The sequence below is a fragment of the Methylobacterium sp. GC_Met_3 genome (genome assembly GCF_026540775.1).
GTDB lineage: Bacteria > Pseudomonadota > Alphaproteobacteria > Rhizobiales > Beijerinckiaceae > Methylobacterium.
In genome coordinates this window covers 308,031-333,141 of the sequence record NZ_JALNUL010000003.1, presented here as the reverse complement: position 1 = coordinate 333,141, position 25,111 = coordinate 308,031, and the positions used below count along the sequence as shown (strand labels likewise).

Below are 25,111 nucleotides of genomic sequence, written 5' to 3'. Positions count from 1 at the left end.
CGTGCTATGTCGAGCCCTCGGCCCTGGTTTGGACGGCGCGCTGGAAGGCAGCAAAGACCCTGTGCATCTGCGGTCGTTTGTAGGGATAGAGTTCCACCGGATCCATGTCGTGGATGACCATGCCGGTATCGCCTTCGAAGATGAGCAACCGGCCATCGCGACCCTCGGCGCAATCCAGGATCAGGTAGTCGAGCCCGGTCCGACGATGGATCTCGGTGAAAGCCGTCCGGTGGCGTGGAACGAACAGAGCGTCGAACTCGGCCATCGCCGCGGCCTCGGCGCTGCGCTTGGCGGCATCGGCACTCATGCCCGCATTCAGATAATGGATCATCCAATGATCCCGGATCGCCATGTGGCAGAGGAACGGGACGCCATCGATCAGGACGATCCGGAGCTTCCGGTACAGCCCATCCGGCCCGCTGTAATCGTAGAATTGCGTGATGTAGTACGTCGCCGCTTCAGTGTTTTGGAGATACGCTGCAAGATCCTCGCTGCGATCGATCTTCTGCAGCGCATTGCCGGCATGGGTATCGATCGGCCGGATAAGCACCGGAAAGCTGAGATGCGCCGGCGGCTGGTAGGCCGCGGCGATGATCTCTGCGGCCGTCGTGCGGACGACGCGCGGGATCAGGAGGCCCTCCGCCCCATCGAGCGCTTCGGCCAGCCCGTGGCGGGATGTCTTGAGCACGTGGCGCGGATGGTTGACCACCGGGCGGTCCCAGTGCGACGCCGCACTGGCCAAGGCTTCGAGCACCGGCTCGTTCGCCGTGGAATACGCAACGCCGACGACGCACACGTCGTGATCGGGTAGAGTTGCAGGAACCGCCTCTCCAGGGAGAACGAAGAGGTATTCGAGCCGGAAACTCGGGTGGTCCAACAGGAAGTCGACAGGCGTGTTGGCCATGAGGTCGCCCGCCGTGACGATGACCAACACACGCGTTTTCGCGTCGGGCCCGTTCGCCTGAAGCTGGAAATGCCGGCAGCTCTGCAGGACCTCGTTCTGCAGCTGCAGGGCAGGCTCGAAGCGATGCATCAGCAACAGGGTGGTCGATAGATCGAGAGCCGTACCGGCCTCGAGGTCACCGCTCTCGGCCTGCGTCAGGATCGCGTCGGCCCGGGCGGCCATATCGGCCCCCTCGAACGCCGCTCGAATCAGGCGCGCAGGCCCGATCATCGGGCTGGGATCGGCTTCGTACGTCGCTGGCGATGACATCGGATCACTCCCGCCGAGGGCCTGCCCGTCTCGGCCGTTTCACGTGAGTCGTGGGCGGCGGGTCAGCGCCGTCGCGGGGATGAGGCCGCCCGGCGGAGCGCATCCGCGAGCGGGCCGCTCGGCGTGGACTCCGGCGCTGCGGGCGGGCGCGCCGGCCGCGATTCGGATCGTGCGTCCCTCGCGGGTCGCGTCGGAGCCTGCGTCTCCACGGGATCGTCGAGACGCATCGACAACGCGATCCGCTTGCGCGGAACGTCGACGCCGAGCACCAGGACGCGGATCACCTCGCCGATGCGCACCACCTCGGTGGGCGATGCAATCCGGCGGCGCGCCATCGCGGAGATGTGGACGAGGCCGTCCTGATGGACGCCAATATCCACGAAGGCGCCGAACGCCGCCACGTTGGTGACCACGCCTTCCAATTGCATTCCCGGCCGCAGGTCGCCGATCGTCTCGACGCCCTCCTCGAAATGTGCGGTCTTGAACCCGGGGCGCGGATCACGGCCCGGCTTCTCCAGCTCGGTCATGATATCGCGCACGGTCGGCAGGCCGAACCGCGCATCGACGAAGCTTTCGGGGTTGAGCTTGGCGAGGGTTGCCGTGTTGCCGAGCAGGACGTGGATGTCGCTCTTGGTCGCCTGCAGGATCCGCCGCACCACCGGATAGGCCTCGGGGTGGACGCCGGACGCGTCGAGCGGATCGTCGCCCGCGCGGATCCGCAGGAAGCCCGCGGCCAGCTCGAAGGTCTTCGGACCGAGGCCCGGCACAGCCTTCAGGGCGGCTCGCGAGCGGAACGGGCCATGCGTGTCCCGGTGCGTCACGATCCTGTCCGCCAGGGCCGATCCGAGTCCGGACACCTGTGCCAGCAGCGCCGGGGAGGCCGTGTTCACATCGACTCCGACCGCGTTCACAGCATCTTCCACCACCGCCGACAGCGAGCGCGACAATTTCGCCTCGCTGACATCGTGCTGATACTGGCCGACCCCGATGGATTTCGGATCGATCTTCACCAGCTCGGCCAGGGGGTCTTGCAGGCGCCGGGCGATCGAAGCCGCCCCGCGGTGGGACACGTCGAGATCGGGCAATTCACGCGACGCGATCTCGGAGGCCGAGTAGACCGATGCGCCAGCCTCCGAAACCGTAACCTTGACGAGTTTCAGGTCGGCGTTCTCGGCGACGATCTCGGCGGCCAGCCGCTCGGTCTCGCGGGATGCGGTGCCGTTGCCGATGGCGAGGAGTTCGACGCCGTGAAGACGACAGAGCCGCCCGAGTGAGGCCACGGCCTCGCGCCAGCGGCGTTGCGGCTCGTGCGGATAGGTGGTCTCGACCGCGACGATCCGGCCGGTCCGGTCCGCGACCGCGACCTTCACGCCGTTGCGATAGCCCGGATCGAGCCCCATCGTGGGCCGACCCCCGGCCGGTGCGGCCAGGATCAAGTCCTTGAGGTTCCCGGCAAAAACCTTGACCGCCTCGTCCTCCGCGCGTTCGAACAGCCGGGTGCGCATGTCCTGCTTGATCCCGGTGCGGATCTTGGTGCGCCAGGCGGTTCGTACGGTTTCGAGGAGCCATGCGTCGCCCGGACGGCCCGAAGCCGCGACACCGAAACGCCGGCAGATCGCTGTCTCGAACGGGCCGGGAATACCGGGCGGGGAGTCTTCGCCGTCCGCTGCGTAGACGATGTCCAGGATTTCCTCGCGTTCGCCGCGGAAGATCGCCAGGATACGATGCGACGGCATCCGATCCAGCCGCTCGTTCCAGGCGAAGTAGTCCGAGAACTTCGCCCCCTCGTTCGCCTTGCCCTTGCGGACTTTGGAGACGAGCTGGCCGCTGCGCCAGTAATCCGTCCGGAGGCGGCCGATCAGGTCGGCATCCTCGGAGAAGTTCTCGATCAGGATCGCCCGGGCGCCCTCCAACGCCGCCGCCACGTCGGCCACGCCGCGCTCGGCGGACACGTAAGCCGCCGCGGCTGCTTCGGGATCGCGATCGGCGTGCTTCAAGATCGCCTGGGCCAGCGGTTCGAGACCGGCCTCGCGGGCGGTCTGAGCCTTGCTGCGGCGCTTGGGGCGGAAGGGCAGGTACAGGTCCTCGAGACGCGCCTTCGTGTCGGCCGCCGCCAGGGCTGCAGCCAGGGACGGGTTCATCCGGCCCTGAGACTCGATGCTCGCCACGATGGCGCGGCGGCGGTCGTTCAGGTCGCGCAGGTAGGACAGGCGCTCCTCAAGTTTGCGCAACTGCGTATCGTCGAGCCCGCCGGTATTCTCCTTGCGGTAGCGCGCGATGAAGGGAACGGTCGCCCCGCCGTCGAGCAGCGCCACCGTGGCTGCCACCTGCGCTTCGGCGACGCCGAGTTCCTCGGCGATGAGCGCGGTCACGGCTTTCATGCGGTCTCCGATCGGAAGGGTGACTGTTGGGTGAGATGCGCCTGGCCTGCCAAGCCGCCGGAAACGTGGCGATCGCTCGGCACCGTGAACCGCCACGGCTGGTTCCAACCCGAAACCGGAATGATCCGAAGGTTCAATCTGTGGACAAGGCTCGGACAACCGGGCCGAAGCGATGAGCGTATCGGCAGAACCGGAAACCCGCAACTCTCTCACGAAAAGCGCGACAAGCCGCGCATGTCAAATCTTGCGAATGCTTTGCCGCCTCAGTCCATCGGCTGAAGCGCCCGTCTGGCCAGCTGCCCGGATCTTGACGACGGACTGTGCGTGTCATCCCGATGTCACAGCCGAATGTAATCCTTCTCCCGTCGCATGCTTCGAAAGGCAGGCGCCTCGTGCAGTTCGAGATCCGCGAGAATAATCGGTCTCTGTGGTCCTGGGTGCTCGTGAACGAGACAGCCGAGACGGTCACCGAGTCGCGCCGGAGCTTTCCATCGCGGGCGCAGGCGACCGCTGCCGCCCTGGCGTTCTCGCAACTCGTTGCCCGGGCCGGGCGCACCTTGTCGGGTGGTCCGCGTCAGATCGGCTTCTTTTGATTGCAGGCGGTCTGTCAGGTCCGGTGACGGACCAAGCCGATCAGGCTGAGGCATGCGATCGCGCAGCCCACGCCCATGGCGCCGAGACAGCTGATGGTGCGGACAGGTTCCCCACGCGCCAGCACGATGGCGACCGTCAGCGGAAGGAGCAGGAAACCGAACAGCAGAATCATGGCGCGTTCCGGTCGACAGGATCGATGGACCGGGGCGAATCTACCGGCTGAATGGTTAATTGCGTCGGAACGGCTGGAGCCGCTGGGACGATCCCGGGCACAGGATCGTCTCGCGCGGTCCGCGACGCAGTGACCTCCCTGCGTTCAGGTCAAGCGAGCCGAACCAATCGTTCGATCAGGGCCGGATCGTGCAGCAACGCCATGCGCTCCCGCGGCGTCAGCCAAGCCTGCGCCTCCGCAACCGTCTCGGCTTCGCCGATCTTGGCGGCGGCGAGGGTTCGGTCGGGGTCGATCGCGCCACGGGGCCGATGCTGACCGGGCGGCAGCATGTCGGCATGCGTCTCGGCCAGGTTCGGGTCGGCGTGGAGCACGGCGAGGGAATCGGCCTCGTCGAACCCGGCTTCCACGTTGCGGGCCGCCAGGTGAGCGGCACGGGTTGCGATTGCGGGGGGTGCGACCTCCTCCGGTGTGGCGAGCAGGCGCCGGCGTTTGAGCGCCAGTCCCAGACCGAGCTGGCCGCTGGCCCAGGAGATCGGGATGGCCAGCACCAGGCCCACGATCGTGGGGCTCATCCAGAGGAACAGCGAGGTCGCGATGGCGAAGGCCGAGATGCCCGCCACGACACCGAGCAGCGTGTGCCACGTGTGCCGGCCGACGATGTCGCGCAGCGGGATCGAGCCATCGTCGCGGCGCTGCGGGTTCCAGCCCGTGTCGCGCCCGAGCAGGATGCTCATGACGGAGCCGGATTGAACCACCATCGCCACCGGCGCGACCAGGGCCGAAAGCAGGATCTCGACCAAGCTGGAGAGGACGAGCCGCCCGCCGCCGCCGCAGGCCTGCCGAACCGACCGGTCGAGTAGGGCGAGGATCAGACCCAGAAATTTCGGCGCCAGCAGCACCGCCATGGTCAGACCGAACAGCTGGAGCGCGCGGACCGGGTCGAAGCGCGGAAAGACCGGCGAGAAGCCGGCACCGCCGAAATAGTCCGGTCGCTCCGTGGCGGTCTGGAGGACCAGCAGGATACCCACCACCAGCTGCAGCAGCCAGAGCGGCGAGGCGAGATAGCCGGCGATCCCGGTAGCGAAGTGCTGGCGGGTGGCCGGATGCAGGCCCGCGGCGCCGATCACCCGGGCGTGCTGGAGGTTGCCCTGGGCCCAGCGCCGGTCACGGACAGCCACGTCGATCAGGGATGGCGGGCTCTCCTCGTAGGAGCCCTCCAGGCGATGCAGCATGTAGACCGCCCAGCCGGCCCGGCGGATCAGAGCGGCCTCCACGAAGTCGTGCGACAGGATATGGCCGCCGAAGGGGGGCTTGCCCGGCAGATCCGGCAGGCCGCAGGATTCCGCGAAGGCGCGGGTCCGGATGATGGCGTTGTGGCCCCAGTAATTACCGTCCCGGCCGGACCATGCGGAGAGCCCCGCGGCGATCACCGGGCCGTAGATCCGCGCGGCGAATTGCTGAAGCCGGGCGAACAGCGTGTTGCGGTTGATGATCAGCGGCAGCGTCTGGATGATGCCGGCATCCGGGTCCGCCTCCATGGCGGCGGCGAGCGCCACGATCGCCGGACCGTTCATCAGGCTGTCGGCATCGAGCACGAGCATGTGGTCGTAGCGGCCGCCCCATCGGGTGACGAAATCGCCGATATTGCCGGCCTTGCGGTGGTGGTTCTTCGGCCGGTGGCGGTAGTAGAGGCGCGCGTCCGGGCCGAGGCGGTGGCGCAGGTCGAGGAAGGCGCGCTCCTCGGCGATCCAGGCATCGGCCTGCGTTGAATCGGACAGCACGAACCAATCGAAATGCCGCCCGAGGCCGGTCGCTTCCACGGCCTCCCGCATCGCCTCGACGCCCGCGAAGGTGCGGGCCGTCGCCTCGTTGTAGACCGGCATCAGGATCGCGGTCCGGGTCGTCAGCGCCGCCGGACTCGTCGGCGACGGACGTTCGCGGCGCAGCAGCATCGCGAAGCCCAGCAGCCCGCTGGTGAAGGCCAGCGCGATCCACGAGAACGTCAGGCAGAACAGAACGACGAGGGCGAGCTGGAGCGCGGTCGGGCTGCCGGAGACCGACACGGTCTCGACCATCTGCCAGCCGCCGTAAGCCGTGAGCGCCAGCGCGCCGCCGAACACCCAGAGCCGCGCAAGCCAGGGGCTGCGTCGCTCATGCGCGGGTCGGTGGGCGGCTGTCCCGTCCCAGCGCGCCAGGTTCTGAACCGGCATCGCCAGCGGTGCATCAGGCGGAAGCACGGGTCCGATCTCCGGCGTCGCCGCGCCGGACGCGGAGACCGGCTGGAGCGCGGGCTGAGGCAGGGTCATCGTCTCGTCCAATCGCACGGCGGTGGCTGATCCTCGTTCAAAGAGTGGGGTTTAGGGTGTCCAGCGATAGAGCCAGGTCTCGCTGGCCCGGACTTGTCCGCGCCGGAGGGCGAGGCGCAGCTCGCTGGCTCGTTCACTACCCGGATCGAGCTCGAACACGATCCGCAGGGTCTTGCGACCGGCATAGCGGTACTGGTCCTGCCGGGTGATCGTTCCGGCGGAGGCACTGAGTTCGACGTCGATGTCCCCGGGCTCGAACAGCGCGTCGCCTTGGAAATCGACGGCGAACAGGCGTCGGTTGCCGGTGCTGCCGTGTCCGCAGCGGCTGTCGCTGACCCGCGCGATCTCGGGCGGCAACGGATCGGGCCAGCCCTTGGACCAATGCTGGCGGCAGAGGAAGCGCATCTCCCCGCCCTTGGCGAGCATCGCCTTGGGACGCCAGTAGGCGAAGACGTTTTCGTTGCGTTCGGAATCGCTCGGGATCTCGAGGAGCGTGACGGCGCCCTCGTTCCAGTCGTCCAGCGGTTCCAGCCACAGGGACGGCCGCTGTTCCCAATGCCGCCGGTCGTCATCGAAATCGGTGTACGCGCGGGCGCGCTGCATCAGGCCGAAGCCCTTGGGCCCGCGATCCACGAAGGCCGACACCTGCAGGGTTTCGGGGTTGTGCACGGGGCGCCAGAGCGGCTCGCCGTAGCCGTTGTGGATCGCCAGGCCTTCCACCGAGAACGCGGCGGCGCGCAGGTCATCGACGTGGCGGCGGTCGAGCGGCCCGAACAGATAGCTGCCCTGCATGCCGCCGAGCCCGATATGATCGAGATCGGCCCGTGCGAAGACCGTGCCGTCGATCGCCGCCACCGAGGCTTCCCGGCCCGGTGTGAGTGTAAGTTTGAAAGCCGCCGTGGCGGATTCGGATTCGGCGAGCGCGTGGATCACGATCGGCTGCCCCGGAGCGGGGGTCTCGATGAACAGGGCGCGGAACAGCGGGAATTCTTCGCCGCGGGCATCGGCCGGCCGGAGGGCCAGCGCCCGGGCGTTGATGCCGAAATCCTGCCCCTCCGCCACGAGGCGAAAGAACGAGCCGCCCTGGAACAGGGCGAAATCCGACAGGGCACCCCCGTCAGCGAAGCGTGCCCGCAGCCGGAAACCCGAGAACGCGGCGTCGTCCGTGAGGTCGGGCAGATCGAAGCCCGGGGCCGAGAACGAGGCCTTGTCGTAGGAAACCGGCCGTACGAGGCCGTTCTCGACGAGGAACAGTGCGACCGGTGTGTCGTAGATCGAGCCGCGCAACAGTGGTTCGAGACTGTAGCCGATATCCTGCCCAGCCCAGATCCCGCGCCCCTCGGCTGGCCGGATCGCCTCGTAGGCGTCCCGCGACAGGTTCTTGAGGGAAGCCGGCAGATCGCCGGATTTGGGGCCGACGTAAGCCACCTTGGAGCGGGCGCGGGCCAGATCGGTCAGCGTATTCGCCTCGAACGCCTCGCCCGCGCGGGGGAGGTCCGGCACCTTCTCGGGATCGGCCGCCAGCGTGGGGCCGGGCAGCGAGCCTGCGGCCGCGCCGAGGGCGGCCGCCAGCACGACGCGGCGGCTCAGGGCAACGGGCTGGCGAGCGTGTCTCGTCATGCGGTGGTCGGTCTCTCGTGTCTCACGCCGTCCCCGGCTGTGCAGGCTTCGGGTCGGATCCCAGGCGACCGTACGGCGCCGGAGCGATGTCCGCGCCCGGCGCCGTACGGTCGGGACCCGCTTAGCATCGGTCTCTATACGGACATTCCCGCTGAACCCAGGGTTAAGCGCGCGATCGAACCATCAGCCGCTCCGTTGACTTAACCCGAGCCGGCTCTCTAATTCGGCCACCTGCATCGAAACGGGGGAGGCAGCATGGGGTCGTTGCGTGTCACGGGTCACGGCGTGGATCTCGGAGAGAGTCTGCGCGGCCGCGTCGAGGAACGCATGGCTGCGATACAGGCCAAGTACCTCGACGCGCACATGAACGACGCCTGCACCGGCCACGTCACCCTGAGGCGGGATGGCACCGCCTTCCGGACGGATTGCGTGCTGCATCTCACGTCCGGCCTGACCATCGAGGCGAACGGCTTCGCGCACGACGCGCGGTCCAGCTTCGATCAAACGGCTGAGCGGCTGGAGACCCGGCTGCGCCGCTACAAGCACAGGCTCAAGCAGCACGCCACCGGGCCGAGCAACGACCTGGCCGTCGAGGCGGCCTACGCGGTTCTCGCCGCTCCGGAAGAGGACGACGACGACGAGCCGGCCGAAGGGGATGCGCATCCCCCGATCGTCGCCGAGAGCACCCGGACGCTGCAGCGCCGCACCATCGGCGAGGCGGTCACGGCCCTCGATCTCACCGGCTCGCCGGTGGTCGTGTTCGTCCACGCTGGCACCGGGCGCATCAACGTCGTATATCGGCGCAGCGACGGCGCGATTGGCTGGGTGGACCCGCCGAACGCCGTCGATTAACGCGGCGGTCGGGAGGAACGGAGCCGGAACCGGCTTGTTTCCCGGTCGATTGGTGAGTGGGGGCACGGCCGAGCTGGCCGTCGATGCTCCCGCGACGAGGCCCGTCCCGCCGGACGGGCGACGGGGCAACGGTCGTTCGATGCCAGTTCTCGAATTCCTCGACCCTGAGTCGGTCGTGCAGTCGCTGCGCGCGCGGGCCAAGAAGCAGGTGCTTCAGGACCTCGCCGCCCAGGCGGCGCGTCGTCTGCCAGCCCTCGGCGAGCGTCCCGTCTTCGACACGCTGTTGCAGCGGGAGCGGTTGGGATCGACCGGCATCGGAGACGGCGTGGCGATCCCCCACGGCAAGCTGCCGGGATTGGACCGGCTGTTCGGCCTGTTCGCACGGTTCGACCGGCCGGTGGACTTCGAGGCGTTGGACGGTCAGCCGGTCGACATCGCGTTTCTGCTGCTGGCGCCGGAGGGGGCCGGGGCCGATCACCTGAAGGCTCTGGCACAGGTTGCGCGCGTCCTTCGCGAGCCCGGGATGCTGGCCCACATCCGGGCCGCCCGGGACGCGGGCGCGCTCTACGCCCTGCTGACCCGCTCCACGGCACCGCAGGCCGCCTGATGTCCGATTCTCGACTCGCAGCTGCGGGCCTGCTGCTGGCTGCAGGAGTGACGGCCGGTCCCGCCCTGGCGCAGGGTGAGTCCACCTGCGCGCGCGATCTCCTCGTGGCGCAGTCGATGCAGCGGCAGGCGGTCGATCAGCTGGAGCAGGCGGACGGCGAAGAGGCCAAGAACTGCCGCATCTGGCGGCGGCACGTCGAGACCATGCGCCGGGTCGCAGGGGTCTACGGACGCTGCCTGTCCGGTTCGGAACGCGGCGAGCGCCTGGCCCAGGTTCAGGGCTCGGACCGGGAATTCTCGGCGGCTATCAAGGCCCGCTGTCACGGCTCTTAGGGCAGCGTAGCATCGCGATAGCGAGACGCGTCGGTCCAGGGTGCGGGCAGAAAGCGGTTCGACACCACCTTCACGGGTTTGCCGCGTCCGATCAGAATCGCGGCCCGGGAGCGTTCGGGATCGTCCTCGAACCGGGTCCGGACCCAGCTCGCCAGGAACTTCACGTACTCCGAAGCGACGAGCCGCGCGGCCGGCGGGCTCTGCCACCAGCGGTCGGCGTCGAACGCTTCCGTGACGACCGGGTGCGGCAGGACGCGGTCGCTGTCCTGCAGCGCGTGCACCAGTTCGATCAGCGTCCGCGGCATGTGGTAGTTCGAGGTGACCACCGCCACGGTGCTGAACCGATGCGCCCGCATCCAGCGGCGGGTCTCGATCGCGTTCCCGATGGTGTTGCGGGCGCGATAATCGAGATCCACGCAGCAGGCGATCAGCGCGCGCTGGTTCGGGTTCAGCCGGGCGATCTCGTCTCGGCTGGTGCGCTCGTTGACCCCCGTGATGAGCAGGCGTCGCCCGTAACCACCGGCCAAGAGGTCGATGGCGTCGCCGATGCGTTGCGCGCCACCGGTGAGGGCCACGATGCCGTCGGCCCGATCGGACGGGGTTCGCTCCTGGCGGGCGAGGGCGCCGACGAAGATCAGGAAGCCGGCCAGCAGGGCCGCCGTCGCGATACCCGCTCCGAGACCGAGCATCTGCCAGAGGATGGGGCCGCGATGGCGCGGCAACGCGGGGCAGGCCGCCCGGTGCGGGAGGCTCCATTCGTGCCAGGACCAGCCGACGGTGTCGGTCTGGTGCGGATCCGATGCGCGCAGCATACGCGTGGTCATCCTCCAGAGGATCGGCTTCGATTACGGCGGCCCGGAGGCGGTCCGGAAGCCGACAACCACACCGCGACGATTAAGTTTCCGGTTCGTAAACGCGCCGCAGAGGCCCCCGGAATCCACGCCGCCGTCGGTCAGGCGAGGAACCGGCGGACCGTGATGCGGGAGACCACGCCCGTGACGAGCGAGGCGATCACACCGATGAGGACGACGCTGGCATAGCCGCGCAGCCCGATCTGGAAGGCCCCGAACAGGGCTTCGACCTCTTGTCCCGCCGGCCCGGACCGCGCCGCCCGGGCCAGCAGCCCCAAGATCACGAAGGCCAGGATAGCGCAGCCCGCGCCGATGGCGCCGCCGCGAAGCCCGAGACCGAAGAACCGCCGCTGGAACGCCTTGGCGATGTAGTCGTCGTCGGCGCCCACGAAGTGCAGCACCTCGACCACCTCGCGGTTGCTCGCCATGGCGCCCCGCGTGGCGAAGGTGACGGCAAGGCCCGTGGCCACCAGCACGAGGATCACGAGCCCGATCCCGATCCCCACGAACGCGCCGGCCGCGGTCGACAGCCGCTGGAGCCAGAGCGCGTGGTCGTCGAGGCTCGCGACGCCGGGCAGCGCCTCGAGCAGCCGTGCCCGCAGCCGCTTCAGGTCGGCACCCTGTCCCCGGTCGAGCTTGAGTGCGATCAGCCGCGGCACCGGCAAGTCGGAAAGATCGAGTCCGGTGCCGAGCCAGGGTTCCAGCAGCCGCTCGGCCTCGGCCTTCGAGAAGACCCGTGTCTCGGCGATGCCCTTCTCCGCCTTGGCGATGCCGGCCGCCCGGGCCAGATCTGCATCGACGTCGCGGCCTGGGCTCGGGCGGATCTGGATCGTGACCTCCTGGGCCACGTCGCCCTGCCACTGGGCGGCGTTGGCCGCCACCATCTCGGCGGCGCCGGCGCAGAGCCCTGCGAGGAAGGTCAGGATGGCGATGACCGCCGCCAGGGATCGTCCGGCCGCGGTATCGGTCGGTACCAAAGCCGCGTTGCGACGCAGTTGCGCCGGAACAGGCGGGGAGGGCGCACCGGCGACAGGCTCCGGCCGCGCACGTGGGATGGCTTGGGTGCTCATTCCTCGATCCGCAGCCGGCCTTCGCCCAGCACCATGCGCCGGGCGTCGACCGCATCCATGATGCCGAAATCGTGGGTGGCGATGACGACCGAGGTCCCGAGCTTGTTCAACTCGAGGAACAGCCGCAGCAGACGCCGGCCGAGACCCGGATCGACGTTGCCGGTGGGTTCGTCGGCGAGCAGCAGGTCGGGCCGGGCGATCAGCGCCCGGGCGATGGCGGCACGCTGCTTCTCGCCGCCCGACAGGAGCGGCGGCAGGGCGTGCATCCGCTCGCCGAGCCCGACCCAACGCAGCAGCTCGACCACCTCGGCCCGGTAGCTCGCCTCCGTCCGTCCCTGGACGCGCAGCGGCAGCGCCACGTTCTCGTAGGTCGTCAGATGGTCGAGCAGGCGGAAATCCTGGAACACCACGCCCATCCGGCGCCGCAGCCCGGTCAGCGCCTTGGCCGAGATGCCGCTCACCTCTTCGCCGAAGATCGAGACCAGCCCCCGCGTCGGCCGCGCCGAGAGCAGGATCAGCCGCAGCAGCGTCGTCTTGCCGGCGCCTGACGGCCCGGTGAGGAACTGGAACGAGCGCGGGGCGATGCGGAAGCTCACATCCGACAGCACCTCCGGCCCGAGGCCGTAGCGCATGCCGACATTCTCGAACTGCACCACCGGCCGCTCCGCGCCGGGCAGCAGGCTTCTCGTGCTCGCCTGTGAATTCAACGCCGTGCCGTGTCTCGCCGATCCCGATCCCGGCATCGCCGGACCGGCGGGCGTTTTCAAGGCCTACCGGATTTCACGGCCGCTTAACCCTGTTCAGCGACAGTTTCTCAATCGAATTCACTGTCCGGCCCCGGTACGGCCGATCGATGCGAGTATGGTGCGTATGCTGATCGTCTGCCCGAGCTGCGCGAGCGCGTACGAGATTGAGGCCGGCAAGGTCGGCATGGAGGGCCGTTCGGTCCGGTGCGCAGCCTGCCGTGAGACGTGGTTCATCTCGCCGGCGGACGTTTTGGCCGGGCACGAAGCCGAATTGGCGGCGGAGACGGATCCCGTCGCCGATTCGGCCTGGGAGGAGGCGACCGCCGCGGTTTGGGAGGCCGCCGATCTTCCGATCCCCGTCGCCCGCGCAAGCACAGCGAAGCGCCCAAAGGCACGCAGCTGGGGAATCGGCCTCACGCCGGCCCTGGCTTTCGGGCTGACGCTGCTGGCGGCTCTGCCGCTCGTTTGTCTGGCGCGCGCGACCGTGGTGCGCGCGGTGCCGCAAACCGCAGCCTTGTTCGCCCGGATCGGCCTTCCGGTGAACCTGCGCGGCATCGCGATCCGCGATGTCATGGCCTACAGCAACCCGAGCGAAGACGGCCGGGCGGCCGAGCTCGTCGTCGAGGGCGATCTGATGGGTGTTGCAGCGTCGGACGTACCGGTCGCGCCGCTCAGCGCCGAGATCCTCGACGCCGGAGGCCGCGTTCTCCGGACGTTCCCGGTCGCAGCACCGCGGGCGGTGCTCGGTCACGCCGAGGCCGCGCGATTCCGTGGCTCGCTGACGAGCCCCCCTGCTGAAGGGCGCGCCATCGTGGTGCGATTCGCTCAGACGGATCCTTCGCGGGCGGCGGCGCGGATCGCGTCCGGACACGACTAGCCGCCCTCCTGCCGAGATACACACCGGTCCGGAATGCAGGAACGCTCTGCGACGAAGCCTGGGAGCCCCCCATGCTCGTGTAGCGCGCGGCCACGACTTTAAGCCTCCCGCTGCCGACGGAATCCGCGACCCGTTCGACCGCACCAAGGAAAGATCGAGCCGCGTTGATGGCCGATCGATCCAAACGGCTGCGCATCCAACGCCATTCCAGACAGCTCAGGGCGCAATCGATCGTCTGGGTCGATGAAAGGCCCGCGCCATCGACATCCGGCTCAAGAGCACACGACCAAAGTGCAGTGGCATCGCTATTGCGAGAAACAACCGTGAAAGGTTGCGCAGAGTCTTTTTCTTGAACGCTGCTGCAAAATTGTCGCGATGCCGATAGCAGTCCTTGCGAGCGATTGTGAACAAGAACCGTTGATCGGATAGTTTTTCAATTCCATGTGGTTCTCAATAGATCTAAAAGTCTTGAAGTGTGTAGCGTTAACAACTCAAGGTTTTGAGAAACATTGTTGCGCGATTGCGTCGGAGGGCCTGTTCTGAAAGTCTGAACCTGCCGGCGCTTCGGCAAAAAACTGCGCGTCGTCGGCCGAGGGAAGTGAGGCTGGTCCGCTGTGAGTGCGACAAGAACGGTCCCAGTTTTCTTTGGAACGACGGCGTCGGTCGAAGAGAAACGAGCCTTCGACTATTGGCGCAGTACGGTCATGTCGACCGTCGATCTGCAGCAGCTGGATCTGGACAGACCGTTCTCGGCCAGTCGCATGATCGCGCAGTCGCGGCACGGGGGCATCATTCACACGATCAGTCGGCCCTACAGCCTCGAACGAACGCCGACCCACATCCGCCGGGATGGCCGCGACGAGGTCGGCGTCATGTTGGTGCGCAAGGGGCGCGGCTATCTTGAGAACGGCCGCAACGGAACGCGACTGGGCGTCGGCGACATCGCGTTTCAGACCTGGAGTAAACCCGGTTCAGGAGGCGGTTTGACCGATTTCGACGAGGTTCGCCTCCTGATTCCCCGGGAGACATTTCAATCTCAGATCGGCAATCTCAGTGAGCTTGCCGGAAGTAAGATCCCGGCTGGTCCGCTGAACGAGCTGTTCTCCGCCTATCTTCGCAGCTTCGCGGCTTCGGTCCACACCATGTCGGAGGCTGAGACCGCCATCGCCATCGAGGGTGCGCTCCACCTGCTCCGTGGCATCGTCCATGGGCACAACCCGGACGCGGAACAGGACATCTCGGCGTATGCCCTGCGGTCGTTGGCCTTGGCGCGGATCGAGCGATGTCTGCACGACTCCGCGTTCGGGCCGGCGAATCTCGTGGCCGACCTTCGCGTGTCCCGCAGCCGTCTCTACGCGGCCTTCGCGGGCGGCGAGGGGATCGCGGCCACGATCCGCAACGCGCGGCTCGACCGCGCGCATGAACGGATCCTTCGGGCGCCCAGGATGGGGTTCCGGATCGGGTCGATCATGGCGAGTTGCGGTCTGACCGATCCGGCCGCGTTCAGCCGTGCGTTCCGGCAGCGCTTCGGACTCTCACCCCGGGATTTGCTCGCCCTGGGTGATACCCGGGTCGATCAGGAGCGTCCCCGTTCCGCATCGATGATGTGACGCTCAGGCAAGGCCGCTGTGACCCGGCGCAGCGTTTTCGCGAGAGCCGAGGACATGCGGATCATCGCGACGCCCGTGCGGGCGATGCGGATCTCCCGCGGCAACTGGCGCGGGCCTATGGGGCGGTAGGCGAGTCGGTGGCTCGCGCGCTCGGCCTCCGCCACGGCCTGGCCGAGGGGCAAGGCCGCGATCCGGCCGGCCTCGGCGGTGCCGATCCCAAGCCGCCGCGCCCAGGCATCATCCCGTGCAAGCCGCCCGCTTCCGTGCTGCTGCCGGAATCGCCGCCGCCAGACGTAGCGGCGCACGGCGTGGACAAACGATTCCATCCGGGCATCGCAGAGGGCGTCCGGCTCCTCACACCGCGCGCGAATCGTATCGGCGACCCCACCGGGGGCCCGCCCGGCGAGCCGGGCCGAAATGGTCACGCAGACATCGGTGGCGTGCCGCACCCGCAGGCCGTGCTCGATCAGGCGGGCGATGAAGGCGCCGTCCTCACCCAAGGGGATCTCCGGCATGCCCCCGACCGCATGGTAGGCGGCGCGCGTCACCGCCAGCGTCGCGCCGATCGCTGTCCGATGGCACGGCCAGGGATCGTGCGGATCGGGATCGATCCGCGCCTCCGCTTCGGTGATCAGCGCATCGTAGCGATCCTCGAGCCGGCCGCGGGCCGGCAGGAACGGCGGCAGCAGCGCCGCTTCGGCCTCATTGAGCTCGACGCGGCCGGCAACCGCATCCGCTCCCGCCCGGATCGCCGCCCAATTGCGCGCGACCCAATCCGGCGGCACGCGGCTGTCCGCATCGGTCGACAGGATGATCCCGCCGCCGCCGGTGTCTCCGAGCCAGTCCGCGGCGGCATCCATGGCGCGGCGCCGGGCCCAACCGGCATGCGCGCCGGCGAACGACTCGGTCAGGACGCGGACCGGGATCGACAGGGTCGGTACCGTGGCGGCGACGATCTGCTGGGTCCGGTCCGTGCAGTTGTTCAGGAACAGGATGAGCCCGAGACGTCCAGGCTCAAGGCCGACCTGCGCGTCGATGGACTGCAGGCAGGCCGCGATGCGCTCCTCCTCGTTACGCACCGGTATCGCGATGATCGCATCCGGGATCGGGGCGGCTGGGGGAGGAACGCACGACACCGAATCGTCTCCGTCGGGCCCCGACGAAGCGGTCGGGCTCCGTGGCGCTCTACCGGAGGCTGCCTGAACGAATGCAAAAGCGTATCGGTGTCGCGCAGACGCCGTCCAGGGGCTGCCCGATCAGAGCGTCTTCTCGATCAGCCCTTCGATCCATTCCGGCTGCGTCTCGCCGACGGACCGGCCAACCTCGGTCGCCCCCTTGTAGGCGATCAGCGTGCTCTGCATGCGCACATCCAACCGCTTCAGGAGCGGCTTCTGGCTGTCGAAATCGATATCGAAGATCTGGAGGTCCTTGAAGCGCGGCTCCTGCGCCAGCTTGGCGAGAATCGGTCTCTGGGTTTTGCAGATCGGGCACCAGGGCGCGCTGACCTCGATGAGGATCGGCTTGCCGCTCTTCTGCGCCGCCTCGAAGGCGGTGTCGGAGAACGGCATGCTCTCGCCGGCGGCCGCCGGATCGGCAGCGATGGCCAGGATCAATCCCAGCGCGGCAAGGCACGACAGGGCCATGGCGTGACGGCGGGTCTTCATGGTTCGCCCCTCCCGGACGGTCCGATCCCCGTTGTTTCGGGGCATCGGCGTACAGTACGCGACCGGCCTCGAAAGGTTGCTCCACCCCACCGTGCTGACGACCCGAAAGTGCGCATGGCCGGTCACATCATCGGGATGAGCCGTTGCGGTCCTCCGCGACCAGAGCGTCGATGTCGGCAGGGCCGACGGCCTCCATCGGGCATCGGATCCGCAGAGCCCGGGTTGGCGCCCCCGCGCGCATCACCAGAACGACCGTCTCCATGTCGGGGCAGCCGGGATCGGGGCAGCTGATCTCGTTCACCGCCAGGGCGTCGGCCTCACCGAGGTCGAGGGCGGCGATCAGTTCGCGCTTGAGCCTGGCCGCGATCTCGGCGCGTTCCGCTGAGCGCGCACGCCAAGCCTTGAGGCTGACAAAAGCCATGTGGGAGGCGTGTCCTCAGTCGCGCGGGCCCGGCGGCGGACGCCTGAGCACGCGACGTCGGCCGATCCATTCTCAGTGAGGGTGGAGCGCGGATCCGCGCTGGTCAAGCGCGACCGCGAAATCCTGAATCGCAACAAAGCGCGCGTTCAATGGTAATGCTGGACGGCGCCCCGCGAAATCCATCCGTCCCAGCGGTCTTCCGACTCGACAGCATCGCGGAAGGTCTGTGAGGTGCACACGAGCGCGCGAAGGATTTGGGATATTGCGACCCTGGCGGGACGGACCGAACGACCGGCGGAATTACCACCACGGCAACCTGAAAGAGGCGCTTATCGAGGCAGCGCGCCGCTTCATCGCCGAGCGCGGAATCGGTGGCTTCACGCTGGTGGACGCCGCACGCCTCGTCGGTGTCACGCCGGCCGCCCTGTACAGGCACTTCCGTGGCCGCGAAGCCCTGCTGGAGGAACTGGCCGGGCGCGGCTTCGCCGAACTGGCCGCCCGGCTCGCCCGGGCGCTCACATCGCGCGGTACGCCGCTGGAGCGATTCACCCGCATGGGGGAGACCTACCTCGCCTTCGCCGAGGAGGAGCCGGCTTATTACGCCGCGATCTTCGAGACCCGCGGCCTGCCGACCGCCGAGCAGGATGACGGGTCCGGCGCAGGCACCCCGGTTGCCCGGCCGAGCCCATTCGATCTCCTGGTGGAAGCGCTTCAGGCGACGTTCGCCGATGGGTTCGGTGGCGTCGCGCCCCGCTTCATCGCACTGGAAGTTTGGGCACTCGCCCACGGTCTCGCGACCCTCTCGGCTGCCGGGCATCTGCCGCGCGGCCCCGGCTTTCCCGACAAATACGAGTTGCTTCGGGCCGGCGTTCTCGCCCTCGTCCATGGGGCAGCCCACGGACCCGCTTCCGGGCGGCCTTGAAAGCTGCGCCCGGCGCCCGCATGTTAACTCCGTTCACATGAACAGCGGAGCTTTGCCGTGACCTCTCAAACCTCCTCACCCTGGGCGACCGGCAAGCTAAGCCGCTCTGGCCCGTTCCCGCGTCGTTCCCTGGAGATCGGCGCGATCGTCGTCGGCTTCATCTATTGGTGGCCAGTCGGCCTCGCGTTGCTGGCCTGGAAGTTCACCGGCTATCCGGCCTTCGCCGAGATGCGCGATACGGCGCGACGGACCATGTCCGATTTTGAGGGCGCGCGCCCGGTCTCCCGGTTCGCCCGGGCCTTCGAGGCCGCCAACCGTCGCAGCAGCACCGGCAATGCCGCCTTCGACGCCTATCGCCGGGAGGAACTCGACCGGCTGGAAGCGCAGCGGCGCGCCCTCGAAGACGAGAGCCGCGCCTTTACGGCGTTCGTCGATGAACTGAAGCGGGCGAAGGACCGCGAGCAGTTCGACGCCTTCATGGCGAAGCGCGGGACCACCGGCGGCGAGGGCCAGACGGCCTGAACCCGCAATCCGGCTCCGCGGGTGCCAGAGCATGCGCCCGCGGAGCAGGATCGGACCGTGACCGCTACCGACACCCGGTAGCCGCCGACGTCAGGCGGCGCGCACGCTGGTGAGGAAGCGGCTGACTTCGGCGGTCAGGTGCTCGGACTGACGCGATAGTTCCGAGGCCGCGCCCAACACTTGGCTCGCCGCCCGACCCGTCTCCTCGGCGGCCTCGGCGACACCCACGATGTTGCTGGTCACCTCGCCGGTGCCCTGCGCCGCCTGCCCGACATTCCGCACGATCTCCTGCGTGGCCGTGCCCTGCTGCTCGACCGACGCCGCGATCGTGGTGGCCACAGCGTTGAGCTCGCGGATGCGCGCCGTGATCGTGCCGATCGCGCCCACCGCCTGACCGGTCACGCCCTGGACCCGGCCGATCTGCTGGCCGATCTCCTCGGTGGCCTTGGCGGTCTGCTCGGCCAGCGCCTTGACCTCGGAGGCCACCACCGCGAAGCCACGGCCGGCGGCGCCAGCCCGCGCCGCCTCGATTGTGGCGTTCAGCGCGAGCAGGTTGGTCTGGCCGGCGATCGATGTGATCAGCCCGACCACGTCGCCGATCCGGGCCACGGCGGTGCTCAGCTCCTGCACCAGTGCGCCGGTCTGATCCGCCTCGTCGACGGCCGCCTGGGCGAGCTGGGACGAGCCCTGAACCTGTCGGCCGATCTCCTGCACGGAGGAGCCTAGTTCCTCGGCCGCGGCCGCCACGGTGTTGACGTTGGCGCCGGCTTCCTCGGCGGCGGCAGCAACCGCGGTCGACTGGGCCGAGGTCTGGCCGGCCATGGCCGACATCGAGCCGGCGGTCGCTTGCAGTTCCGTGGCGGAGGCCGTGACTTGCCCGACGATGCCGCCGACCGCCCGTTCGAAGCTGTCGGCCATCTCGCGCATGCCGGCCTTTCGCTGCTCTTCCACCGCCGCGCGCCTGCACCGCTTCGGCCTCCAGGGCGTGGCTGCGGATCAGGTTGTCCTTGAACACCTGCACGGCTGACGCCATCGCGCCGATTTCGTCGTGGCGGCCGATATGCGGCACCGCCGTACTTGTTTCGCCGTCCGCGAGCTTCGACATCGCCGCGGTCATGCGCTGGATCGGCCGCGAGATGTATAGGTGGCCGAAAATGGCTGCGCCCAGGGCCGAGGCGAGCGCAAGCCCGATCCCGGTCATCGCCGTGATGGATGCCGAGTTCGCGCCCGCCATCGCGTCATTCGCGTCCCGCCCGGCCATCTCCTCGTCATGTGCGACGAGACGCGTAAGGGTCTTTCGGGCGTCGTCGTAGAGGGCGACGACATCGGCTTTGACCAGCAGCGCCATGGCGTCTTGGGTTTGTCCGGCCGCTACGAGGCGGCGCGCATCACCATCCACCCCCTCGAACTTGCTCCAGGCCGCCGCGAAGGCGTCGTAGAACGTGCGCTCGTCGGGGGTGGTGATCAGGGACTCATAGACGTTGCGCGCCTCGCGCAGGCGCGCATGCGTGGCTGCGAGGTTGGCCTCATTCTCAGTGCGCTTATCCGGCGTGTTCGACAGCAGGATCAGGCGGTATTGCTTGATCCGCACTTCGGAAACCGCGATCTCGATCGTACTGATCTTCTCGACGGAGGGAAGCCAGTTGATCGCCAGAGCCGTCGTGAATCGGCGTACCGCGGCCGCATCACGGAGCGACAGCCCGCCCTGTCCTGTCGAGATCAGCGCAAGCACACCGAACAGGATCGTCAGGGTCGCTTTGATGGAGAGATTGAGCCGCATGGCGCGTTCGGTTCTGCCTGCTTCAGGGGTGCTGGTCGGAAGCAAAAAATGCGAAGCCCGACTTAGGCCGGACTGCGCGAACAGCAAGCCGAGGACAGCGTTGCGGCGAAGAATGAAATTCTGATAATTCTGCAATATTGCATTTCTGTACAAAAATAAGATCAATATTATTAGATGCTGCCTGCCTCCTGAGGTAGAACTAAATTGATATAGACTTTCAAGTAAGCGGCTGAAATTTTCTTCAAACGATTAAAAATTTGAACCTCCGATGCTTGCGGGATAAAAGATCGAATTTTGCCCCGACATGCTAGTTTTCTGACCTGCAATAGGCGAAGCCAGGGTATAAATATTTGTACAACCATCAGGATCTGTCCAAGTGAGAGGCGAATGTTTTTAATCTGCCCATGATAGGGCTCGACGCTGTCCCGCAAATGCGCCTTGCGCAATCGGAGCCTTCAGGTCCGAGCGCTTAGTCGCCCTTGGACGGACAGACGCCCCAGGTCGAAGCGGCGCGCCGAGTCGCCCAGTCTTCCAAGTTGCACCCCCGCCCGGTGTCCTGCATGTCTCGGTGGACGAGGCTGAGGGGAGGGCTATGCCGATGGGCCGGGTCACCGTGGTGGATCACCCACTCGTGCAGCACAAGCTCACGTACCTGCGCGACAAGAACCGCTCGACCAAGGGCTTCCGCCAGATCCTGAATGAGATCGGCATGCTCCTCGCCTACGAAGTCACGCGCGACCTGCCGCTGGAAGCCGTGACGATCGAGACACCGTTGCAGCCGATGGAGGGCCGCCAGATCCAGGGCAAGAAGCTGGTCCTGGCGCCGATCCTGCGCGCGGGGGTCGGGTTTCTGGATGGGATGCTATCGCTGGTTCCCTCGGCCAGGGTCGCGCATGTCGGTCTCTACCGGGACCCGGATACCCTCCAGGCGGTCGAGTATTACTTCAAAGCGCCGTCAGACCTCGCCGACCGGACGGTGCTCGTCCTCGATCCGATGCTGGCAACCGCCAATTCGGCGATCGCAGCGCTGGATCTGCTGAAGGCCCGTGGCGCGTCCGATCTGCGTTTCGTCTGTCTCCTGGCCGCTCCGGAGGGGCTGGCCAAGTTCCAGGAGGCTCATCCCGACGTGCCGGTCTGGACCGCAGCGATTGACAGCCACCTGAACGATCACGGCTACATCGTTCCGGGTCTCGGCGACGCCGGCGATCGGATGTACGGCACCCGGTAACCGGTGAAGCCCCCGCGGGCCGGTCCGCGCGATCATTTCGATCACGATCGCATCCGGCCGGGTTGGGTCCCGGTCGCGGCGCATCGGGCCGACGTGTGTTTCGAGACCATCGCGGTTCAGCCTTTCGCGGGCGGCCTGTGGTTGAAGTCCGTGCGTTATCGGCGATTCTGGAGATGGTGATCATGCTGGATTGGGAGGTCGATCGGGATGCCCTCACGGCGCCCGCCGTAGCGCGCAATCGTGACGCGATCCTCGCGGTCCTGCGGCGGGTGCTTCCGGCGGATGGGTCCGTTCTCGAGATCGCCAGCGGATCCGGTGAGCACGCGATCCACATTGCTGCGGCGCTGCCCGGCCTGACCTGGCTTCCGAGCGATCCCGAGCCCGAAGCGCGGCGCAGCATCGCGGCTCATACCCGCTTGGCCGGGCTCACCAATATCCGGCCGCCGCTCGCGCTCGAAGCACAGGCGAGCGCTTGGCCGACCGGCCGTGTCGATGCGGTCATTTGCATCAACATGATCCACATCGCCCCCTGGTCCGCAACCGAGGGGCTGATGGCCGGGGCCTCCCGCGTCCTGACCGGGACCGGGCTCCTGTTCCTCTACGGACCGTTCCGCGAGGACGGGCAGCTCAGCGCGGAAAGCAACGCTGCCTTCGACGCGTCCTTGCGCGCCCGGGACCCGGAATGGGGTGTCCGCGACCTTGAGGCCGTGGCCGCTTTGGCGGCGCTGCATGGGTTCGTGTCGGCTGAGCGCGTGGCCATGCCGGCCAACAACACGAGCCTGATCTTCCGCCGCGCGGAAAGCTGACGCGCTCTTCGTCATGCATTCGCAAATGTGTACATTGAATTCAGGCCAATGGGTGTTGCACACTCCTGCCCCGAACCCGATGCGGCGGCAAAAGCCGCACGGGCCGCAGGAGGAAGCCCATGCCGATGGAACGCAGTGTTTCGAACCGGGCCCTGGCCCTGCTCGCAGTGGCCGGACTGGTGGGTGCGGGGCCGGCGCGGGCCGCCGACCCGATCAGAATCGGCGTGATCGCCGAGGCACAGTCGGTGGTCGGGGCCTCGATCCCGCAGGCGGTGCAACTCGCCGCCGATGAGATCAACGCCAAGGGCGGCGTCGATGGCCGCCAGATCCAGGTCGTCACCTACGACGATAAGAGTTCCGCCTCCGATGCGGTCCGCGCCTTCCAGCGAGCCGTGTCCGAGGACAAGGTCAATCTCGTTATCGCCAGCTACATCTCCGAAGTTGTGCTGGCGCTGATGCCCTGGGCGGCCCGGCTCAAGACGCCCATGATCACGCCGGGCGCGGCCTCCAACGAGATCAGCCTCGCCGTCCACAAGGATTACGCCCGCAACAAGTACACCTTCCACGGCTACCTGACCTCGGCGGCGCTGGCGCAGTCGATCTGCGACTCGACCAAGGACATGCTGATCGACCTGATGAAGATTAAGACCGCCGCGATTATGAGCGAGGACGCGGCCTGGACCCGACCGCTCGACGTCGCCTACGAGAAGTGCCTACCCGAGATCGGCGTGAAGGTGGTCGATCACATCCGCTTCTCGCCGGACACCGGCGATTTCACGCCGATCTACAACAAGATCGAGGCGGCCAAGCCGGATCTGATCGTCACCGGCATCTCGCATGTCGGCGTGCAGCCGACCGTGCAGTGGCAGAACCAGCAGGTGCCGCTCGCCATGACCGGCATGAACTCGCAGGCGACCTCCTCGACCTTCTGGTCGAACACCAACGGTGCGACGCAAGGGGTGATCTTCCAGAGCATCGCGGTGCCGGGTGCCGCGATCACTGGAAAGTCGCTCGCCTTCAGCGAGGCGTTCAAGAAGCGGTTCAACAGCGACCCGTCCTACGCGGGCTACATGGCCTACGATCAGGTCTACTACGCCGCCGACGCCGTGAAGCGTGCCGGTTCCACGGAGGCCGACAAGCTGGTCGACGCCCTGGAGACGACCGATTGGGAAGGGACGGTCGGGCGCACGCAGTTCTACGGCAAGGACGATCCCTTCACGCACTCGATCAAGTACGGGCAGGGTTTCGTGACCGGGTTGATGGCGCAGTGGCAGGACGGCAAGCAGATCGCGGTCTGGCCGAAGAGCCTGGCCCAGGGACAGATCGTGCTCCCGCCCGCCGTGAAAGCCGCGGCCCGTTAGGCAGCCGCCGCCAAAGGCCGCGCTTGCCAAGCGCGGTGGTTGCCGCAATCAAGACGGACCGCGCCCAGAAGGCGCGGCCCGGAAACGCATGCGTTGAGGACGCCTTGATGGCCAGCACTGCCCTGCCCGACACCATGCGCCAGATCCGCTTCACGGGTGCGGGTGGCCCGGAGGTGATCGCGGTCGAGATCGTGTCGCTGCCGTCGCCAGGACCGGGTCAGGTGCTGATCGAAGTTGTCGCTGCGGGCGTGAACCGCCCCGACATGATGCAGCGGGCGGGTTTGTATCCGCCGCCGCCCGGAGCGACCGAGGTCCCGGGCCTGGAGATCGCCGGTCGGGTCGCAGCGCTCGGCGCAGGTGTCGAGACCCTGTCGGTCGGCGACGAGGTGTGTGCCCTCGTGATCAGCGGCGGCTACGCCGAATTCGCGGTGGCCGAGGCCAGCCATTGCCTGCCGCGTCCGCAGGCCGTCTCGCTCGTGGATGCCGGCGGCCTGCCGGAGACGTTCTTCACCGTCTATTCGAACGTGGTCCAGCGCGGTCGGCTCGCCGCGGGGGAGAGCTTCCTCGTCCACGGCGGGTCGAGCGGCATCGGCGCCACCGCGATCCAGATCGCCAAGCATGTCGGCGCGCGGGTGTTCGCCACCGCCGGCTCGGCCGAGAAGTGCCGGTTCTGCGAGGACCTCGGCGCCGAGGCGGCGATCGACTACAAGCAGGCGGATTTCGCCGAGGAGGTAAAGCGCCTCACGGACGGCCGCGGGGTCGACGTCATCCTCGACATGATCGGCGCGAGCTATCTTCCCCGGAACCTGAAATCCCTGGCGCCGGATGGGCGGCTGGTGATGATCGCCCTCATGGGCGGCTACAAGGTCGATGGGCTGAACATCACGCCGATCATGCGCAGCCGCCTGACCTTCACCGGCTCGACGCTACGCCCCCGCCCGAAGGCCGATAAGGCTGCGATCGCCGAGGGCCTGCGTCGGGATGTCTGGCCCGAACTCGATGCCGGCCGCATCCGCACCGTCACGCACGCGACCTTCCCGTTGGAGAAGGCCCAGGAGGCGCACGCGCTAATGGAATCGAGCGCGCATCTCGGCAAGATCCTGCTGACCACCGGCCGCTGACCGACCCCGCGGCAGGAACTTGCTTCACCGGGCCCGCGTTGGCCGCCGGTAACGG

The 25,111-nt window shown here is 67.7% G+C and carries 23 protein-coding genes and 1 pseudogene; 12 read left to right on the top strand and 12 right to left on the bottom strand.

Going from position 1 to position 25,111, the window contains the following annotated elements; genetic code table 11:
• Nucleotides 1-4: 4 nt before the first annotated feature.
• Nucleotides 5-1,213: a hypothetical protein gene (locus OXS27_RS07005; RefSeq protein WP_267355221.1), complete on the bottom strand. Its 1,209-nt coding sequence runs from the start codon at nt 1,211-1,213 to the stop codon at nt 5-7.
• Between the two features lie 62 nt (nt 1,214-1,275).
• The gene (locus OXS27_RS07000) at nt 1,276-3,594 is read right to left on the bottom strand and encodes a Tex family protein (RefSeq protein ID WP_267355219.1); all 2,319 of its coding nucleotides are present in this window, start codon (nt 3,592-3,594) and stop codon (nt 1,276-1,278) included.
• Between the two features lie 392 nt (nt 3,595-3,986).
• Between OXS27_RS07000 and OXS27_RS06995 the strand changes: the two genes are divergently transcribed.
• Complete coding sequence (locus tag OXS27_RS06995) at nt 3,987-4,187, top strand: hypothetical protein (RefSeq protein WP_243920152.1); 201 nt, start codon at nt 3,987-3,989, stop codon at nt 4,185-4,187.
• A 14-nt stretch (nt 4,188-4,201) separates the two neighbouring features.
• Here the strand turns inward: OXS27_RS06995 and OXS27_RS06990 are convergent, their stop codons facing one another.
• The 3 genes from OXS27_RS06990 to OXS27_RS06980 form a co-directional block, all read right to left on the bottom strand.
• A complete protein-coding gene (locus OXS27_RS06990) occupies nt 4,202-4,360 on the bottom strand; it encodes a hypothetical protein (RefSeq protein ID WP_243920150.1) in 159 nt (52 codons plus the stop codon).
• 149 nt (nt 4,361-4,509) lie between these two features.
• Entirely contained in the window at nt 4,510-6,666 is a 2,157-nt protein-coding gene (gene mdoH / locus OXS27_RS06985; protein ID WP_267355217.1) for a glucans biosynthesis glucosyltransferase MdoH, read from the bottom strand.
• A 51-nt stretch (nt 6,667-6,717) separates the two neighbouring features.
• A complete protein-coding gene (locus tag OXS27_RS06980) occupies nt 6,718-8,286 on the bottom strand; it encodes a glucan biosynthesis protein D (protein ID WP_267355215.1) in 1,569 nt (522 codons plus the stop codon).
• A gap of 255 nt (nt 8,287-8,541) precedes the next feature.
• On the opposite strand from OXS27_RS06980, the gene raiA reads away from it, so the two are divergent.
• From raiA to OXS27_RS06965, 3 genes are all read left to right on the top strand, one after another.
• A complete protein-coding gene (gene raiA, locus OXS27_RS06975) occupies nt 8,542-9,138 on the top strand; it encodes a ribosome-associated translation inhibitor RaiA (protein WP_243920145.1) in 597 nt (198 codons plus the stop codon).
• A 139-nt stretch (nt 9,139-9,277) separates the two neighbouring features.
• Nucleotides 9,278-9,745: a PTS IIA-like nitrogen regulatory protein PtsN gene (gene ptsN, locus OXS27_RS06970; protein ID WP_243920143.1), complete on the top strand. Its 468-nt coding sequence runs from the start codon at nt 9,278-9,280 to the stop codon at nt 9,743-9,745.
• The gene (locus tag OXS27_RS06965; protein ID WP_243920142.1) at nt 9,745-10,077 is read left to right on the top strand and encodes a hypothetical protein; all 333 of its coding nucleotides are present in this window, start codon (nt 9,745-9,747) and stop codon (nt 10,075-10,077) included. The genes ptsN and OXS27_RS06965 overlap by 1 nt, the downstream gene beginning before the upstream one ends.
• Here the strand turns inward: OXS27_RS06965 and OXS27_RS06960 are convergent.
• From OXS27_RS06960 to ftsE, 3 genes are all read right to left on the bottom strand, one after another.
• Entirely contained in the window at nt 10,074-10,766 is a 693-nt protein-coding gene (locus OXS27_RS06960; protein WP_267355338.1) for a YdcF family protein, read from the bottom strand. The two genes, OXS27_RS06965 and OXS27_RS06960, sit on opposite strands and share 4 nt — an antisense overlap.
• A 263-nt stretch (nt 10,767-11,029) precedes the next feature.
• Nucleotides 11,030-11,998, bottom strand: a complete 969-nt coding sequence (locus OXS27_RS06955) for an ABC transporter permease (RefSeq protein ID WP_243920140.1) — start codon at nt 11,996-11,998, stop codon at nt 11,030-11,032.
• On the bottom strand, nt 11,995-12,741 hold the full coding sequence (gene ftsE, locus OXS27_RS06950; protein WP_243920171.1) for a cell division ATP-binding protein FtsE: 747 nt from the start codon (nt 12,739-12,741) through the stop codon (nt 11,995-11,997). Before ftsE ends, OXS27_RS06955 begins: the two co-directional genes overlap by 4 nt.
• 118 nt (nt 12,742-12,859) lie before the next feature.
• On the opposite strand from ftsE, the gene OXS27_RS06945 reads away from it, so the two are divergent.
• Together OXS27_RS06945 and OXS27_RS06940 are read left to right on the top strand one after the other, a co-directional pair.
• The gene (locus OXS27_RS06945; RefSeq protein WP_346732982.1) at nt 12,860-13,621 is read left to right on the top strand and encodes a zinc-ribbon domain-containing protein; all 762 of its coding nucleotides are present in this window, start codon (nt 12,860-12,862) and stop codon (nt 13,619-13,621) included.
• Nucleotides 13,622-14,325: 704 nt separating this feature from the next.
• Nucleotides 14,326-15,231: a helix-turn-helix domain-containing protein gene (locus tag OXS27_RS06940; RefSeq protein ID WP_267355211.1), complete on the top strand. Its 906-nt coding sequence runs from the start codon at nt 14,326-14,328 to the stop codon at nt 15,229-15,231.
• On the opposite strand, the gene OXS27_RS06935 is transcribed toward OXS27_RS06940, so the two are convergent.
• From OXS27_RS06935 to OXS27_RS06925, 3 genes are all read right to left on the bottom strand, one after another.
• The gene (locus OXS27_RS06935; RefSeq protein ID WP_267355209.1) at nt 15,198-16,367 is read right to left on the bottom strand and encodes a glycosyltransferase; all 1,170 of its coding nucleotides are present in this window, start codon (nt 16,365-16,367) and stop codon (nt 15,198-15,200) included. The two genes, OXS27_RS06940 and OXS27_RS06935, sit on opposite strands and share 34 nt — an antisense overlap.
• A 120-nt stretch (nt 16,368-16,487) precedes the next feature.
• On the bottom strand, nt 16,488-16,895 hold the full coding sequence (locus tag OXS27_RS06930; protein WP_267355207.1) for a thioredoxin family protein: 408 nt from the start codon (nt 16,893-16,895) through the stop codon (nt 16,488-16,490).
• Nucleotides 16,896-17,022: 127 nt separating this feature from the next.
• Nucleotides 17,023-17,316 (bottom strand): hypothetical protein, encoded by a 294-nt coding sequence (locus OXS27_RS06925; protein ID WP_267355205.1) that lies wholly within the window; start codon nt 17,314-17,316, stop codon nt 17,023-17,025.
• A gap of 262 nt (nt 17,317-17,578) precedes the next feature.
• Here OXS27_RS06925 and OXS27_RS06920 point away from each other — a divergent pair, with 262 nt between their 5' ends.
• A complete protein-coding gene (locus OXS27_RS06920) occupies nt 17,579-18,238 on the top strand; it encodes a TetR/AcrR family transcriptional regulator (protein ID WP_243920130.1) in 660 nt (219 codons plus the stop codon).
• Between the two features lie 57 nt (nt 18,239-18,295).
• Nucleotides 18,296-18,760 carry a DUF2852 domain-containing protein gene (locus OXS27_RS06915; protein ID WP_267355203.1) on the top strand — a complete coding sequence of 155 codons (465 nt, stop codon included), beginning with the start codon at nt 18,296-18,298 and terminating at the stop codon, nt 18,758-18,760.
• Between the two features lie 90 nt (nt 18,761-18,850).
• Here the strand turns inward: OXS27_RS06915 and OXS27_RS06910 are convergent.
• Nucleotides 18,851-20,540 (bottom strand): annotated as a pseudogene (locus OXS27_RS06910) (methyl-accepting chemotaxis protein).
• Between the two features lie 592 nt (nt 20,541-21,132).
• Between OXS27_RS06910 and upp the strand changes: the two are divergent.
• From upp to OXS27_RS06890, 4 genes are all read left to right on the top strand, one after another.
• A complete protein-coding gene (gene upp, locus OXS27_RS06905) occupies nt 21,133-21,768 on the top strand; it encodes a uracil phosphoribosyltransferase (protein ID WP_243920127.1) in 636 nt (211 codons plus the stop codon).
• A gap of 182 nt (nt 21,769-21,950) precedes the next feature.
• A complete protein-coding gene (locus OXS27_RS06900) occupies nt 21,951-22,574 on the top strand; it encodes a DUF938 domain-containing protein (protein WP_267355201.1) in 624 nt (207 codons plus the stop codon).
• Between the two features lie 119 nt (nt 22,575-22,693).
• Nucleotides 22,694-23,935 carry an ABC transporter substrate-binding protein gene (locus OXS27_RS06895; protein ID WP_267355199.1) on the top strand — a complete coding sequence of 414 codons (1,242 nt, stop codon included), beginning with the start codon at nt 22,694-22,696 and terminating at the stop codon, nt 23,933-23,935.
• A gap of 107 nt (nt 23,936-24,042) precedes the next feature.
• Nucleotides 24,043-25,056, top strand: coding sequence for an NAD(P)H-quinone oxidoreductase (locus tag OXS27_RS06890; protein WP_267355197.1), 1,014 nt, complete (start codon nt 24,043-24,045; stop codon nt 25,054-25,056).
• Nucleotides 25,057-25,111: the final 55 nt, after the last annotated feature.

Coding starts and splice junctions, on each gene's coding strand:
- OXS27_RS07005 (WP_267355221.1), bottom strand. CDS start 1,213: ATGTCATCGCCAGCGACGTACGAAGCCGATCCCAGCCCGATGATCGGG.
- OXS27_RS07000 (WP_267355219.1), bottom strand. CDS start 3,594: ATGAAAGCCGTGACCGCGCTCATCGCCGAGGAACTCGGCGTCGCCGAA.
- OXS27_RS06990 (WP_243920150.1), bottom strand. CDS start 4,360: ATGATTCTGCTGTTCGGTTTCCTGCTCCTTCCGCTGACGGTCGCCATC.
- mdoH (WP_267355217.1), bottom strand. CDS start 6,666: ATGACCCTGCCTCAGCCCGCGCTCCAGCCGGTCTCCGCGTCCGGCGCG.
- OXS27_RS06980 (WP_267355215.1), bottom strand. CDS start 8,286: ATGACGAGACACGCTCGCCAGCCCGTTGCCCTGAGCCGCCGCGTCGTG.
- raiA (WP_243920145.1), top strand. CDS start 8,542: ATGGGGTCGTTGCGTGTCACGGGTCACGGCGTGGATCTCGGAGAGAGT.
- ptsN (WP_243920143.1), top strand. CDS start 9,278: ATGCCAGTTCTCGAATTCCTCGACCCTGAGTCGGTCGTGCAGTCGCTG.
- OXS27_RS06965 (WP_243920142.1), top strand. CDS start 9,745: ATGTCCGATTCTCGACTCGCAGCTGCGGGCCTGCTGCTGGCTGCAGGA.
- OXS27_RS06960 (WP_267355338.1), bottom strand. CDS start 10,766: ATGCTCGGTCTCGGAGCGGGTATCGCGACGGCGGCCCTGCTGGCCGGC.
- OXS27_RS06955 (WP_243920140.1), bottom strand. CDS start 11,998: ATGAGCACCCAAGCCATCCCACGTGCGCGGCCGGAGCCTGTCGCCGGT.
- ftsE (WP_243920171.1), bottom strand. CDS start 12,741: ATGCCGGGATCGGGATCGGCGAGACACGGCACGGCGTTGAATTCACAG.
- OXS27_RS06945 (WP_346732982.1), top strand. CDS start 12,860: ATGGTGCGTATGCTGATCGTCTGCCCGAGCTGCGCGAGCGCGTACGAG.
- OXS27_RS06940 (WP_267355211.1), top strand. CDS start 14,326: ATGTCGACCGTCGATCTGCAGCAGCTGGATCTGGACAGACCGTTCTCG.
- OXS27_RS06930 (WP_267355207.1), bottom strand. CDS start 16,895: ATGAAGACCCGCCGTCACGCCATGGCCCTGTCGTGCCTTGCCGCGCTG.
- OXS27_RS06925 (WP_267355205.1), bottom strand. CDS start 17,316: ATGGCTTTTGTCAGCCTCAAGGCTTGGCGTGCGCGCTCAGCGGAACGC.
- upp (WP_243920127.1), top strand. CDS start 21,133: ATGCCGATGGGCCGGGTCACCGTGGTGGATCACCCACTCGTGCAGCAC.
- OXS27_RS06900 (WP_267355201.1), top strand. CDS start 21,951: ATGCTGGATTGGGAGGTCGATCGGGATGCCCTCACGGCGCCCGCCGTA.
- OXS27_RS06895 (WP_267355199.1), top strand. CDS start 22,694: ATGCCGATGGAACGCAGTGTTTCGAACCGGGCCCTGGCCCTGCTCGCA.
- OXS27_RS06890 (WP_267355197.1), top strand. CDS start 24,043: ATGGCCAGCACTGCCCTGCCCGACACCATGCGCCAGATCCGCTTCACG.